General features: G+C 44.8%; 15 protein-coding genes. 6 read left to right on the top strand and 9 right to left on the bottom strand.

Annotated features, from left to right (window positions below):
• Positions 1-57 precede the first annotated feature (57 nt).
• Genes L4D76_RS16215 through sdhC form a run of 4 tightly spaced genes read right to left on the bottom strand, consistent with a single transcriptional unit; the run spans position 58 to position 3,286 of the window.
• Positions 58-771 (bottom strand): succinate dehydrogenase iron-sulfur subunit, encoded by a 714-nt coding sequence (locus L4D76_RS16215; protein WP_428441936.1) that lies wholly within the window; start codon positions 769-771, stop codon positions 58-60.
• 14 nt (positions 772-785) lie between these two features.
• A complete protein-coding gene (gene sdhA / locus L4D76_RS16210; protein ID WP_428441935.1) occupies positions 786-2,552 on the bottom strand; it encodes a succinate dehydrogenase flavoprotein subunit in 1,767 nt (588 codons plus the stop codon).
• Complete coding sequence (sdhD, locus tag L4D76_RS16205) at positions 2,553-2,900, bottom strand: succinate dehydrogenase, hydrophobic membrane anchor protein (protein WP_428441934.1); 348 nt, start codon at positions 2,898-2,900, stop codon at positions 2,553-2,555.
• The gene (gene sdhC / locus L4D76_RS16200) at positions 2,894-3,286 is read right to left on the bottom strand and encodes a succinate dehydrogenase cytochrome b556 subunit (RefSeq protein ID WP_428441933.1); all 393 of its coding nucleotides are present in this window, start codon (positions 3,284-3,286) and stop codon (positions 2,894-2,896) included. The genes sdhD and sdhC overlap by 7 nt, the downstream gene beginning before the upstream one ends.
• A 397-nt stretch (positions 3,287-3,683) precedes the next feature.
• Between sdhC and L4D76_RS16195 the strand changes: the two genes are divergently transcribed.
• On the top strand, positions 3,684-4,973 hold the full coding sequence (locus L4D76_RS16195) for a citrate synthase (RefSeq protein WP_428441932.1): 1,290 nt from the start codon (positions 3,684-3,686) through the stop codon (positions 4,971-4,973).
• A gap of 52 nt (positions 4,974-5,025) precedes the next feature.
• On the opposite strand, the gene L4D76_RS16190 is transcribed toward L4D76_RS16195, so the two are convergent.
• A complete protein-coding gene (locus L4D76_RS16190) occupies positions 5,026-5,784 on the bottom strand; it encodes a Nif3-like dinuclear metal center hexameric protein (RefSeq protein ID WP_428441931.1) in 759 nt (252 codons plus the stop codon).
• A gap of 165 nt (positions 5,785-5,949) precedes the next feature.
• On the bottom strand, positions 5,950-6,156 hold the full coding sequence (locus L4D76_RS16185) for a DUF2517 family protein (protein WP_428441930.1): 207 nt from the start codon (positions 6,154-6,156) through the stop codon (positions 5,950-5,952).
• Positions 6,157-6,298: 142 nt separating this feature from the next.
• Between L4D76_RS16185 and L4D76_RS16180 the strand changes: the two genes are divergently transcribed.
• Positions 6,299-7,132 (top strand): DUF1853 family protein, encoded by an 834-nt coding sequence (locus tag L4D76_RS16180; RefSeq protein ID WP_428441929.1) that lies wholly within the window; start codon positions 6,299-6,301, stop codon positions 7,130-7,132.
• Positions 7,133-7,226: 94 nt separating this feature from the next.
• Here L4D76_RS16180 and pgm read toward each other — a convergent pair whose 3' ends face one another.
• Both pgm and seqA read right to left on the bottom strand, forming a co-directional pair.
• Complete coding sequence (gene pgm, locus L4D76_RS16175) at positions 7,227-8,873, bottom strand: phosphoglucomutase (alpha-D-glucose-1,6-bisphosphate-dependent) (protein ID WP_428441928.1); 1,647 nt, start codon at positions 8,871-8,873, stop codon at positions 7,227-7,229.
• A gap of 35 nt (positions 8,874-8,908) precedes the next feature.
• A complete protein-coding gene (gene seqA / locus L4D76_RS16170; RefSeq protein ID WP_428441970.1) occupies positions 8,909-9,445 on the bottom strand; it encodes a replication initiation negative regulator SeqA in 537 nt (178 codons plus the stop codon).
• A 104-nt stretch (positions 9,446-9,549) separates the two neighbouring features.
• Between seqA and L4D76_RS16165 the strand changes: the two genes are divergently transcribed.
• The 4 genes from L4D76_RS16165 to fcrX all read left to right on the top strand — a co-directional run bounded on the left by L4D76_RS16165 (position 9,550) and on the right by fcrX (position 12,443).
• Positions 9,550-10,314, top strand: coding sequence for an alpha/beta fold hydrolase (locus L4D76_RS16165; RefSeq protein WP_428441927.1), 765 nt, complete (start codon positions 9,550-9,552; stop codon positions 10,312-10,314).
• Positions 10,315-10,642: 328 nt separating this feature from the next.
• Positions 10,643-10,864: a DUF2788 domain-containing protein gene (locus L4D76_RS16160; protein WP_428441926.1), complete on the top strand. Its 222-nt coding sequence runs from the start codon at positions 10,643-10,645 to the stop codon at positions 10,862-10,864.
• Positions 10,865-11,094: 230 nt separating this feature from the next.
• Positions 11,095-11,622 carry a flavodoxin FldA gene (fldA, locus tag L4D76_RS16155; RefSeq protein WP_428441925.1) on the top strand — a complete coding sequence of 176 codons (528 nt, stop codon included), beginning with the start codon at positions 11,095-11,097 and terminating at the stop codon, positions 11,620-11,622.
• 374 nt (positions 11,623-11,996) lie between these two features.
• On the top strand, positions 11,997-12,443 hold the full coding sequence (fcrX, locus tag L4D76_RS16150) for a ferric iron uptake transcriptional regulator FcrX (protein WP_428441924.1): 447 nt from the start codon (positions 11,997-11,999) through the stop codon (positions 12,441-12,443).
• 100 nt (positions 12,444-12,543) lie between these two features.
• Here fcrX and glnS read toward each other — a convergent pair whose 3' ends face one another.
• The gene (glnS, locus tag L4D76_RS16145) at positions 12,544-14,208 is read right to left on the bottom strand and encodes a glutamine--tRNA ligase (protein ID WP_428441923.1); all 1,665 of its coding nucleotides are present in this window, start codon (positions 14,206-14,208) and stop codon (positions 12,544-12,546) included.
• Positions 14,209-14,755: the final 547 nt, after the last annotated feature.

Genomic DNA, 14,755 nt, shown 5'->3' with positions numbered 1-14,755 from the left:
AAAGCTGGCCACTGAATATAAAAACCAGGAGGCCAGCATATCGATAATTTGATTTATTTATACCGCACGTTTAAGCAGCATTGATTTAATATGACCAATCGCTTTTGTCGGATTTAGTCCTTTAGGACAAACATTTACACAGTTCATGATGCCATGGCAACGAAAAACACTAAAAGCGTCGTCAAGATCCGATAATCGTTCATCGGTTGCATTATCCCGGCTATCAATTAGCCAGCGATAGGCTGCCAACAAGCCGGCAGGTCCGATGAATTTATCGGGATTCCACCAGAATGACGGGCATGATGTCGAACAACATGCACACATAATACATTCATACAGGCCATCAAGATGCGCGCGCTCTTCCGGTGATTGCAGGTTTTCACGAGCAGGAGGCTGCACACCATCATCAACAAGGAACGGCTTCACCTTCTCATAGTTGACATAGAACTGTTCCATATCGATGATCAGATCACGGACAACAGGTAAACCTGGCAATGGACGAATGACAATGGTTTTTTCGCCGGTCAACGCCGATAGCTGAGTGATACATGCCAGCCCGTTTGTACCATTCATGTTAAGACCATCAGATCCACACACCCCTTCACGACATGAACGACGGAAAGCTAAGCTTGGATCTTGTTCTTTCAGCAAGATCAGCGCATCCAGTACCATCATGTCAGAGCCATCAGGCACTTCCAGGTTATAGCCCTTCATATGAGGGGCATTATCAACATCTGGATTGTAACGATAAATTGAGAAATTCAGGTTCATCTTTCTTCCCTTCCCTAGTATGTGCGAGCTTTCGGTGGGAATGCTTCGCGATGAATAGGCTCCATATTTACCGCACGCTTAGACATTTCTTCTGTCTCGGGGTTGTAAATTGAATGACATAGCCAGTTCTCATCATCACGATCAGGGAAGTCGAAGCGAGCATGGGCACCACGACTTTCAGTACGGAAATTTGCCGCAACCGCTGTCGCGTATGCCGTTTCCATCAGGTTATCAAGTTCTAAACACTCAATACGCTGAGTGTTAAATTCGGTAGAAGTATCATCCAGGCGTGCTTCTTTCAAACGCTCACGGATAACTTTAAGCTCGGCTAAACCATTCGCCATGGCTTCACCTTCTCTAAATACCGAGAAGTTGTTCTGCATGCACTGTTGCAGATCTTTACGGATTTGCACTGGATCTTCGCCTTTTTGGGTTGAATTCCAGCGATTAACACGTGCTAGCGATGCTTCGATATCCGATTCAGTTGCTGGGCGAGCCTCAGATTGTGCTGCCAGCGTTTCGCCAAGATGAAGACCCGTCGCACGACCAAAAACCACCAGGTCAAGCAGTGAATTTCCACCCAGACGGTTGGCACCGTGAACCGATACAGAAGCGATTTCACCACAGGCAAACAAACCTTGAATTTCTTCATCGATGCCCGCGCTATTTTGTTTCAGTGCCTGGCCCGAAATCTGAGTTGGCACCCCCCCCATCATGTAGTGACAAGTCGGAATAACAGGGATGGGTTCTTTAACCGGGTCAATGTGGGCAAAAGTACGCGAAAGCTCACACACACCAGGCAGACGTGATTCGAGTACGTCTTTACCCAAGTGATCAAGCTTAAGTTTAATGTGTGGACCCCAAGGACCATCACAAGCACGGCCTTCTCGGATTTCAATCATCATTGAACGGGCTACAACATCACGGCCAGCAAGATCTTTGGCATTGGGCGCATAACGTTCCATGAAACGCTCACCGTCTTTATTGAGAAGGTAGCCACCTTCGCCACGACAACCTTCTGTTACCAGAACACCGGCACCAGCAATCCCCGTTGGGTGGAACTGCCACATTTCGATATCTTGCATCGGCACGCCGGCACGCAGTGCCATACCGACACCATCACCGGTATTAATATGGGCATTGGTCGTCGAGGCATAGATACGGCCTGCACCACCTGTCGCCAAAATGGTTGCTTTTGATTTGAAATAACAAATCTCGCCGGTTTCCATACAAAGGGCCGTACAGCCTAAAATGGCGCCATCTTGGTTTTTAACCAGATCCAGCGCGTACCACTCAGAGAAAATCGTCGTTTTGTGTTTGATGTTTTGCTGGTACAGCGTATGAAGAAGTGCATGGCCAGTACGGTCAGCCGCTGCAGCGGTACGTGCCGCTTGTTCGCCACCAAATGCTTTTGACTGACCACCAAACGGGCGCTGATAAATAGTACCGTCATCAAAACGAGAGAAAGGAAGACCCATTTTTTCAAGTTCAATCACAGATTTGGGGCCATTCTGACACATATACTCAATAGCATTCTGATCACCAATATAATCAGAACCTTTTACGGTGTCATACATGTGCCATTGCCAGTTATCAGGATGCGAGTTACCTAGCGCAACGGTGATCCCCCCTTGTGCTGACACGGTATGGGAACGGGTAGGAAACACTTTAGATAACAAGGCACAGCTAAGGCCTTGTTCAGAAATTTGCAGTGCGGCGCGCATACCTGCACCACCGGCACCGATTACAACGGCATCAAACTCACGAACTGCAATGCTCACTTACACACCCCACAAAATGAAGAAACCTGAAAACAGGTAAACAAAAAGGACCACTACAACGCCGAACTGGATGCCCGCGCGCAATGCCGCAGGCTTAATGTAGTCAGTTAGCACCTGCCAGAGGCCAATCCAGGCATGAATCAGGATTGACATCAACGCCAGCATGGTGAAAACCTTGGTACTCAGCTTGCCAAAGAAAGCCGTCCAGGTTTCGTAGCTCAGATCCGGGCCGAATGCAAAGAATCCGACCATATAAATGGTGTAAAAGGTTAAGATGATTGCAGTCGCGCGGATCAGGATAAAATCGTGAATACCATTACGGCCGACTGTTGATACATTGTTTACCATACTAGGCCTCCTGCGAAGACAGCAAGAACCGCTACAATTGCGAAGCTCACTTTGGTGCTCGCAATGCCGGTATCCATTTCTTCAAAATATCCCATGTCCATCAATAAATGACGCACGCCCAACACAATGTGATAGAACAATGCTGTCAGTACGCCCCATAAAACAAATTTCACAAAAAAACTGTCAACAATGTTGGCAGCACTTGCGAAACCCTCAGGGGAAGAAAGGGAAAGGCCTAATAAACAAAGTAGAATTGCAACAGAAACAAACGTAATAACGCCTGATACACGATGTAAGATCGACGCAATCGCTGTCAGAGGGAAGCGAATCGTCTGTAGGTCGAGGTTGACAGGTCTTGGCTTTTTAACTTTCACGTGTTTGCCCACTCAGCTCCATTGAAGCATATTATTTTTATTAAACTCTCCGGCCCAGTGCTATGCCAACGAATAAGAGTAACAACTCCATAACCTTTGGTTGCAGTTTTGTGCCTTTAGTGACAAAAAAAACTTTCAACCTAAGTAACTAATATTGTTGATAACTTATCCATTCACTTCTGGCATCAGCTTAACCAGAGACCTGCCGCGAGTATACGCCTCGTAACAACCAAACACAAACCGTGTTACATGACCTCTAACACGATTTGAGATATTTGTACCATTTACTTCAGAGTTGTTAACAAGCGCGTACAAAAAAGCACGAAAATTGACAATTGGCGTGGCAAACGGTACAACTAGAATACATCCGTCTTGGATCAGGATTATAATAATAGCAAAGGAGATTGTTATGGCAGATAAGAAAGCTACTCTTCACATTGAAGGGGAAGCACCTATCGAACTGCCGATTATCGGGGGCTCCCAGGGGCCAGAAGTCATTGATGTGCGCAAACTTGGCGCTAACGGTTACTTTACATTCGACCCTGGTTTTCTAGCCACTGCATCATGTGAATCTCAAATTACCTACATTGATGGCGATAAAGGTATTCTGCTTCACCGCGGCTACCCTATCGACCAATTAGCCAACAATGCAGACTATTTAGAAGTCTGTTACGTACTGTTATATGGCGAAGTCCCTACTCGCGCCCAGTACCAGCAATTCCGTACCACGGTTACCCGTCACACCATGGTTCATGAACAAATTGCCAGCTTCTTCCACGGCTTCCGTCGAGATGCTCACCCTATGGCAGTAATGTGTGGTGTGGTTGGAGCCTTGGCGGCGTTTTACCATGACTCATTAGACATTAATAATGATGAACACCGTGAGATCACGGCATTCCGTCTGTTGTCAAAAATGCCGACACTGGCTTCAATGTGTTACAAGTATTCAATCGGTCAACCGTTCATTTTCCCACGAAATGATCTTGATTATGCTGAGAACTTTCTACACATGATGTTTGCAACACCGTGTGAAGAATATGAAGTCAGCCCTGTCGTTGCGCGTGCAATGGACAAAATCTTTACTCTGCACGCAGATCATGAACAAAACGCATCCACCTCGACAGTCCGTCTGGCGGGATCTTCTGGTGCTAACCCATTTGCATGTATTGCTGCGGGTATTGCCTCACTATGGGGCCCGGCGCATGGTGGCGCGAATGAAGCGTGTCTGAGAATGCTGGAAGAAATTGGCAGCGTTGATAAGATCCCTGAGTTTGTTGAGCGCGCGAAAGATAAAGATGACCCATTCCGCCTAATGGGCTTTGGTCACCGCGTTTATAAAAACTATGACCCACGCGCCACCGTAATGCGTGAAGCATGTCATGAAGTATTAGACGAGCTGAATATTCAGGATCCACTACTTGACGTCGCGATGGAACTTGAGCGCATCGCTCTTTCCGATCCGTACTTCATCGACAAAAAGCTGTATCCGAATGTTGATTTCTACTCAGGTATTATCCTGAAAGCAATCGGTATTCCCGTTTCGATGTTTACCGTTATTTTCGCAATGTCCCGTACCGTTGGCTGGATTGCGCACTGGAGCGAAATGCACAGTGATCCAACTAACCGTATTGGCCGACCACGTCAGCTTTATACCGGTAAGCTTCAACGTGAATTTCAGCCACTTCACGAAAGAGAGTAACTAGAAAAACGAGTGACGAGAAACTAGATCCTCGTCACTCGATACTTACATTTTAAACCGGATTATCGATATCAATAAATCCCACATCCAGTTGATGTTCCCGGGCTAACCACTCACCCAATGCTTTTATGCCATAACGTTCAGTGGCATGATGGCCGGCACTGAAATAGTGAATACCCATTTCACGCGCGATATGGACAGTACGCTCTGATACCTCGCCAGAAATAAAAGCATCAAGCCCTTTTTGTCCAGCCAGCTCAATGAAATCCTGCCCACCACCTGTACACCAGCCGACGGTTTTAATCGTTGCAGGCGCATTATCACCAATATGTAGGGGTTCGCGATGAAGAGCAATCGCAATGCGTGAAGCTAGATCTTCACCACTCACCGCTTCATCCAGCTGACCATACATGGCAACTGAGCACGGATTCCCTTCTTCTAACCCACCAAGAACTTCAATATCCAGTAGCTGTGCTAACCGCGCGTTGTTACCCAATTCAGGATGCACATCTAACGGCAGATGATAGGCATAGAGATTAATGCCATTTTCGATTAGCGCTTTAATGCGGTTGAATTTCATACCGCGGATTTCGGAAGGCTCTCCTTTCCAGAAAAAACCGTGGTGTACCAGGATGGCATCAGCGTTGGCTTCAATCGCGCGATCAATCAACGCCTGGCAGGCAGTAACACCGGTAATGACTTTCTTTACTTCTGACTTGCCTTCGATCTGCAAGCCATTCGGGCAGTAATCTTTAATCAGGTGCGGACTTAACAGCGTATTTAATGCTGCTTCCAATTTCAGGTTATTCATTCTTGATCCCTTTTCTCCAGTCACCAATATTTTATACCAAATCTATTAATTATCTAACCATTCAGATAGTTAATGGATTTGGTATTAGCTTTTGTCATATAACAAATAGCAAAAAAGCTGCATCGCTGCAGCTTTTTCAATCTTTCAGAGCAAATCAGAGTCAAATTAGAAAAGCTCTTTCACACCGTGCTCAGTCTGTTTTAACCAGACCGGTTTTGTGCTTGTTTTCAGCCAGACACGATGCAGATAACTGTAAAAACGTGATCGTAGTGAGATCGGCAAGAAGACAACAACCGGGAATGATAAAACCCCGGCAAGCACAACAAAAGTACGACGTAAAATAATGCGGTAAAGTGAGAATCGAGTGTACATCTTGCCTCCTGATAACTGGTCTGATCTGTAGTTACTTTAATCCATTTACTATAATAAGACTACAACGAACCGTGTAATTCTCGACCACATTGCGCTATTAATAAGATATCTTCCGAATAAAAAATAGACACAGAGAGTACAGATGTCATTTGCTTACAATAACGCAACAAACCACCAGCAATATGAAAACAACATCAAGGCGGTATTGCATTGCCCTACACTGACTCTTAATACACCTTATCAGGTCGATGAAGCATGGTTTGCGCATTTTAGAGAAAACGCGTTGATACCTGAAGTCACCCCCTATCAAGGAAACAGGCGCCTCGGTTTTTACTACCAATGGTTATGGCAACAAATCATTGAAGCACATCCTCACTATCAGTTAGTTGCTGAAGAAATCCAGCTTCATTGGCAAAATAGAACCCTAGGGGCTATCGACTTTTTTGTCTTAAATCGGCAAACCAACCAACTGGAGCATTGGGAAGTTGCGATTAAATTTTATCTCGCTTACCAGAGACAATGGCTGGGACCGAATGCGGCCGATCGCCTCGATAAAAAAATAGGCCGGATGGTTGAACATCAACTGATGTTGTGTGAACACCCTGCTTATAAGGAACAATTACAAGGAATATACGGTCAGCCAAAAGTGAAGCGACTGATCATGCAGGGCCGCTTGTTCAGCTCCCATTGTGGTCATGAACAAGGATCTGACATTGCGATTAACCCCAACGTATTAACCGGTCGATGGTGTTTTCGTTCTCAATTAAAAGAGATCCAGGCTGAGGAAATGCCATTAAAGCTATTGAATAAACCACAATGGTTAGCCCCGCCACGCTATGATCAGCTGTCAAAACCGCTGGATATTAATGGGCTGAGCACCCCGACTCAAGCGCTATCAGCTGATAACCAGGTATGGTTTGTGGTACCCGATCACTGGCCAGCAGAATTAAAGCACTCAAAAAATCTCCATGCATAAAAAAACGCCCTCACTTGTTAAAATGAAGGCGTTTTCTCTATTAACTGCGCTTAATTAATTACGAACAAACCGTAATTAATATGCTCACAATTAATTACAAACCAGCATCAGCAAAGACTTTACTGACTATTTCTTGTGCTTCTTTTTCAATAAGGCTCAAATGCTCCTTACCTTTAAAGCTCTCACAATAAATCTTGTAAATGTCTTCCGTACCTGACGGACGAGCAGCAAACCAGCCGTTATCAGTCGTTACTTTCAGACCACCGATCGCCGCACCGTTGCCTGGCGCATGCGTCAGGCGGGCAGTAATGGCATCACCCGCTAACGTTTCAGCGGCAACCATTTCAGGAGACAGCTTACTCAGTACCGCTTTCTGCTCACCATTAGCAACAGCTTGCAGGCGGTTATACTCAGACGCACCGTGTTTAGCAGCAAGCTCTTCATAGTATTGCTGCGGGTTCTTACCCGTTACCGCTGTAATTTCTGCCGCAAGCAGACACAAAAGAATACCGTCTTTGTCTGTTGACCATGGCGTACCGTTCATACGCAAGAACGAAGCACCGGCACTTTCTTCACCACCAAAGCCAAGTTTTCCAGAATACAAACCATCAACGAACCATTTGAAGCCTACTGGCACTTCGCACAATTCGCGGCCAAGATCAGCCACAACGCGGTCGATCAGTGCACTTGAAACTAATGTTTTACCAACGGCAACATCCTGGCTCCATTCAGGGCGATGGCGGTAAAGGTAATCAATACACACAGCCAAGAAATGGTTAGGGTTCATCAGACCAGCCGGGGTTACAATACCGTGACGATCATAATCAGGGTCGTTACCGAACGCTAGGTCGTAATTGTCTTTATGCGCAAGAAGACCAGCCATTGCGTATGGTGAAGAACAATCCATACGCACCACACCGTCTTTGTCGAGAGACATAAAGCGGAATGACGGATCGATAGATTCATCAACCAATGTCAGATCGAGACCGTAATGTGTCGCAATATGACGCCAGTACTCGATACCAGAGCCTCCAAGCGGATCAACACCAATTTTCAGATTGGCTTTTTGGATCGCAGCCATGTCGATAACATTTACCAGATCATCAACATAAGGAGCAACAAGCTCTTTCTCAACAACTAAATCGCTGGCAGATACCTCTTGAATAGAGACACGCTTAACATCCACCAGGCCATTGGCAATGATTTCATTGGCGCGTTTTTCAATGGCAGAAGTCAGCTCACCTTCCGCTGGGCCACCATGCACAGGGTTGTACTTGATGCCACCATCTTGAGGCGGGTTGTGAGATGGCGTGATCACAATACCATCCGCCTTATCAGCATTTGCCACGTTATGACAAAGAATGGCGTGGGAAATACCCGGAGTTGGCGTATAACCTTTACCTTCCTGAATCACGACTTTGACATTGTTAGCAACCAGCACTTCTAAGGTAGAAGTAAATGCTGGCTCTGATAATGCGTGGGTATCTTTGCCTAAGAAAAGTGGACCAGTTACACCATTTTCAGCACGCACCTCAGCAACCGCCTGAGCAATAGCCCAGATATGATGCTGGTTAAACGTCCCTTTATCAGCCGTTCCACGATGACCAGAAGTACCAAAGGCGACTTGCTGCTGTGGATTTGAAGCACTCGGCTCAATGAGAAAATAGTTTGCAACTAATGCAGGGATATTATGCATATCTTCTTGCTGAGCGCGTTGGCCCGCACGAGGATGGATCGCCATTAACTTATCCTTGTAAACGAAAGGCATACTGCCAGTTAAATTTCACCGCACACTTTTTCGATAATGTCAGCATTAAAGCTCATTTTGGCCATAAACTGATCAACCATCTGCCGTTTGCGATCTGTATTTGTATTCGTAATCACCCAGAAAGGAGTCTCTGGAATAACTTTCGGCTTAGTCGTTTTACCACTCGCAAGTAAAGTTTCTTCGTTATCAGCAAAGTAAACGCGGGTACGACCTTTAATCGAAGCAGCTTCGATAAAGCCTTCAGAATCGATGCGATAAAGTGAAGACAAGATCAGCATAAAACGTCCTATGGCTTTCTCTTGTGCCGCAAATTCATCAGAAATAAGCAAAGTTCGCATTTCTTTCACACGATCTGTTCTTGGCTCATTACCCGCGTCTTTGCTTACCACAATACCTTTAGGACGCACAGGCAGCACAACCTCACGTTGTTGTTCTTCAGTCATCAATAGTAAACGACGCAAAATATCGGATGCGCTTTCGCCGATATGCTGGGTTTGACTGGCGATATAACGATATAGCTCTTCGTCTACTTCAATAGTCTTCATCGTAGTGTTCATTATCGTTCCGTTTAAAAATCACGGTGCGATTATAACGTGATCCGGGGTTATACTCTACGGTAAATACCATACCTAATAAGAGAAAATAGTCAGTGAATCTTCATTATCGTGTTGAAGGCCAGGGGGATGCGATCATTTTGATCCATGGTTTGTTTGGCAGTTCAGATAATCTGGGGCTGCTCGCCAGATCATTAAAAGATAATTACAAAGTGATCAGCATCGATCTTCGCAATCATGGAAAATCCCCTCACGCCGAGACCTTTACCTATCATGAAATGGCTAACGATATCTTAACCGTCGTTGAGCAGTTAGATATTGAGATCTTCTCTGTGATAGGGCATTCAATGGGCGGCAAAGTCGCGATGGCGCTGACAGAGTTAGCGGCAGCACGGATGAATCATCTTATCGTACTTGATATCGCGCCTGTTCATTATCAGGTACATCGCCATCAAAATGTCTTTGCCGGTCTGCGTGAAGTGGCGAATCGCATGGTAAGTAACCGCAGTGAAGCTGAGACCTACCTGGCCCGGCATATTATCGAACCAGGTGTTCGTCAGTTTTTGCTGAAATCTTTTGCTAAAAGCGAAAACGGTTACCAGTGGCGCTTTAATGTCGAAGGATTAATTGCCAATTACGCCACCATTATGGGCTGGAATGAGCTGCCACCGTTCCAAGGCAAGACTTTATTCATTAAAGGTCAAGGATCCGAATACATCTTACCGGAACACCGCGAAGCGATTGCGAAACAATTTCCGCAGGCAAAAGCCCATATGGTGGCAAATACCGGCCACTGGCTGCATGCCGAAAAACCAGAAACCGTGAACCGGATCATTCTCACCTTTTTACAGCGTCCTTAGCATTATACCCAAGTTACCTCAAGATGCAGGATTCAGAGTGATGCCAGCCAGTTCAATTTAAGGAAAATGTGCGAAGGAATGACTGGTCCTTTCGAGTGCATTTGACACAGAAGTGGGCTGGCTGGATCACTCCCGAAGGGCGAGTTTTCCAAGCACTAATGTTGCGTTGCTGATTTTTGATGTAGAGCGACTATATCTGCAAATCAGCGCCTGACCTTAGTGCCCGGAAATTCTCGCTGAAACGAGCATCTTGAGGTTACTTGGGTATAGCAGTGAGCAAGTGTCATGTTATAGTCCGCATCAGGCTCGGATATTGTAAGGAGAGAGTATGCTATATGAATACATGGATTTGCTTGAGTCTATCGGGCTAGATTTGTTATTTGCCGCAATATTCTTCTTTATCGGTATGGCCATCAAAGATGTATTGAAACAAGGTAACGTCCCACCATTCGGTCGTAAGGTTGTTTGGTTGGTGCTATTTCTAGGCTGTGCTGGCTTTATCACTAAAGGTCTGATCCAGCTTAGCTGGGAAGGTGCAGGCCTGAGCTAAGTTTTGATGACCAGATAATCGCGATCTGCAGTAATTATCTTTGAAAATCTGGGGGCAACCCTAATCTGACTGACACAAATCGTACATACCGAAATTGTTTCAACATGCAATAGCTATGTCTTCAACAATTTAACTCGCGATCAAACGATTGATGCAACTCTGAGTTGTTCACTTAATTAGTGAGATCGGTATAATAACGTCCAATAATTAATATACGGGTAATCTCTACTATGGCGAGTGTAGGAATCTTCTTTGGTAGCGACACAGGTAATACCGAAGCTGTCGCGAAAATGATTCAGAAACAACTAGGCAAAAGCCTTGTTGAAGTAAAAGATATCGCGAAAAGCAGCAAAGAAGATATCGATAATTTTGATCTTCTGCTTCTGGGTATCCCAACGTGGTACTACGGTGAAGCACAATGTGATTGGGATGACTTCTTCCCTGAGCTTGAAGGTATTGATTTCTCGACCAAGCTTGTCGCTATTTTTGGTTGTGGTGATCAGGAAGATTACGCAGAGTACTTCTGTGATGCCATGGGTACCGTTCGTGATATCGTTGAAGCGCGCGGCGGAACGATTGTTGGCCACTTCCCTACTGATGGCTTTGAATTTGAAGCATCTAAAGCTCTAGTTGATGACAAGACCTTTATCGGTCTATGTATTGATGAAGATCGCCAGCCAGAGCTAACTGAAGAGCGCGTTGATAAGTGGGTTAAGCAGATTTACGAAGAAATGTGCCTTGCTGAATTAGCTGACTAATACGCAAGCCGATTTATACCAATCGTCTGCAAAATATAATGAAACGCGCCAAACAGGCGCGTTTTTTCTACTTCTCAACCAGATATTTTGCCTCATCCTCCAAATCTACTCCTCCATTCCCATGTTCTTCCTCCTGGCGATACTGTATTTTTTTCGTAAATACCGTCCCCGTTTCACCTGTTAGACCACTTATCTATGCACATCGATGACAAATACATACAAATACCCAACATTTTCATAAACTAAAGAAAAGTTACATATCTCATGGATTCATTTCTTTTTAAGGTTTATTGTTACCCTGTCGTCACTTATAATGAACAGATATGAGAAAGACTATCTCAGCTTGTTTTGCGGATAGCCAATAGGAAACTCGGATGTCAGATAATAATCAAGCGCTTAAGCAAGCAGGCTTAAAAGTTACACTTCCTCGTCTTAAGATCCTGGAAGTGCTGCAGCAACCTGACTGCCAACACATTAGTGCTGAAGATTTGTATAAGAAATTGATCGATATTGGTGAAGAAATTGGCTTGGCGACGGTTTACCGCGTATTAAACCAATTTGATGATGCGGGCATTGTCACGCGCCACCACTTCGAAGGCGGCAAATCTGTTTTCGAACTAGCGACTCAACATCATCACGACCACCTGGTTTGTCTGGATTGTGGCAAAGTTATTGAGTTTTCAGATGAAATTATCGAACAACGTCAAAAAGAAATTGCCGCTAGTTTCAATGTACGTCTGACTAACCATAGCCTATATCTGTATGGTAACTGCATGGGCGGTGATTGTAATGAAGATCCAAGCCTGCATAACGGCAAATAAGATCTTCTGCAAACAAGGCTCTCACTGCTAGCCTGACTGCTCATCAAAAAAAACCAGCCAATTATTGGCTGGTTTTTTATTTGGTCATTTATAACCGGCTTTAGTCGCCAATCTTAGCCCAAGTATCACGAAGACCTACTGTACGGTTGAATACAAGATTCTCAGCTGAAGAATCTTTGTTATCAGCACAGAAATAGCCAATACGTTCAAACTGGATAGCTTTTTCAGCTTCCGCAGTCTTAAGGCTCGGCTCAACAAAACCTTTCATCACGGTGAGTGACTCAGGGTTGATAACAGAGACAAAGTCATCTTCTGCCGCAGGGTTTGGTACTGTAAACAGGCGATCATATAGACGAATTTCAGCTGGAACACCTGCATCTGCAGATACCCAATGAATAACACCTTTCACTTTACGACCGTCAGTTGGGTTTTGGCCCAATGTTTCGTTATCGTACGTACAGAAAATGGTAGTGATGTTACCTTCCGCATCTTTTTCAATACGCTCAGCTTTAATCACATAGGCGCCACGTAAACGCACTTCTTTACCTAGTACCAGACGCTTGTACTTCTTGTTCGCTTCTTCGCGGAAATCTTCACGCTCAATCCAAACTTCACGAGTGAAAGGGACTTCACGCGTGCCCATTTCTGGCTGGTTTGGGTGATTGCTTACCGTTAATATTTCAGCATCGCAGGTGAAGTTTTCAATCACAACCTTCACAGGATCAAGAACAGCCATTGCACGTGGTGCATTCTCGTTCAGATCGTCACGAATACAAGATTCTAATGAACCCATTTCAATGGTATTTTCTTGCTTCGTTACACCGATTCGCTTACAGAACTCGCGAATTGAAGCAGACGTGAAACCACGACGACGCAGGCCAGAAATTGTTGGCATACGAGGATCATTCCAACCTGAAACCAGGTTATCCGTCACCAACTGGTTCAGTTTGCGTTTTGACATTACCGTGTACTCAAGGTTCAGGCGGCTGAACTCGTACTGATGTGGCAGGCATTCGATTGTGATGTTTTCCAATACCCAGTCGTACAGACGACGGTTATCTTGGAACTCCAGCGTACAGATAGAGTGCGTAATACCTTCTAGCGCATCTGAAATACAGTGCGTGAAGTCGTACATTGGGTAAATGCACCACTTGTCACCGGTCTGGTGGTGGTCGGCAAAACGCACTCGGTAGATAACCGGATCACGCATGACCATAAACGGTGATGCCATATCGATTTTCGCACGAAGACACATTTTACCTTCTTCGATTTCGCCGTTCTTCATCTTTTCGAACTGCTGAAGGTTTTCTTCTACGCTACGATCGCGGTATGGACTATTTTTACCAGGCTCGGTCAAGTTGCCACGGTACTCACGCATTTGCTCGGGACTTAGCTCATCAACATACGCTAAGCCTTTATTAATTAATTCAATAGCAAACCCGTATAGCTTGTCGAAATAGTTTGATGAGTAACAAATCTCACCGCTCCATTCAAAGCCCAACCAGTTAACATCGTTCTTAATAGACTCAACGTATTCGATGTCTTCTTTCTCAGGGTTAGTATCATCAAAACGAAGATTACATTGTCCCTGATAGTCCTGAGCAATACCGAAGTTCAAACAAATTGATTTAGCATGACCGATATGCAGGTAACCATTGGGCTCCGGCGGGAATCGGGTATGTACGCTTGTATGTTTGCCACTTGCTAAATCCGCATCAATAATCTGGCGGATAAAGTTAGTTGGACGAGCTTCAGAATCACTCATCAATTAGACCTCGTGTGCTTACAGGATTTTAGAACTCACTATGATCCATAAATATGGGTCACTACTCAACAAATAGTATGCATTGTTTATCGATATGTATAAAAAAACCCCGCAAAAGCGGGGTTAAGTACATCCAATTTTTTTTATGGCCCCAAATTAGGTGCCAAGCAACAACATTCCACTCAGGACTTCACCATCAAAGATGAAAAAACCAACACCTTAAAATTACGAAAATTTGAAGGTTGAAACTACAACAGCAGCTTCTTGATAAGCTCATGGGTAATACCAAATCCATTAATTATCTAACCATTCAGAACACCACTGGGAGTCAAGTTCAAGGATAGCGATTGATAGAAGAGTGGTTCTCTTTTGAAATCGCTAGACACCGAAATGGGCTTTCAGTGGTGTTCCCTTTGGGCGAGTTTAAAATGCTTTTATACTACGTTAATAAATCTCAATTTAGAGCCACTAGATTTTCAATTTATTGCCTTGTCTAAAAGCATTTTAACTCTCGCTGAATTGATCAGATAATTAATGGAATTGGTAT

It is taken from the genome of Photobacterium sagamiensis, assembly GCF_050337085.1.
Lineage (GTDB): Bacteria > Pseudomonadota > Gammaproteobacteria > Enterobacterales > Vibrionaceae > Photobacterium > Photobacterium sagamiensis.
Note: the sequence above shows the minus strand (reverse complement) of the source record. Positions and strands in the feature narration are given on the sequence as shown.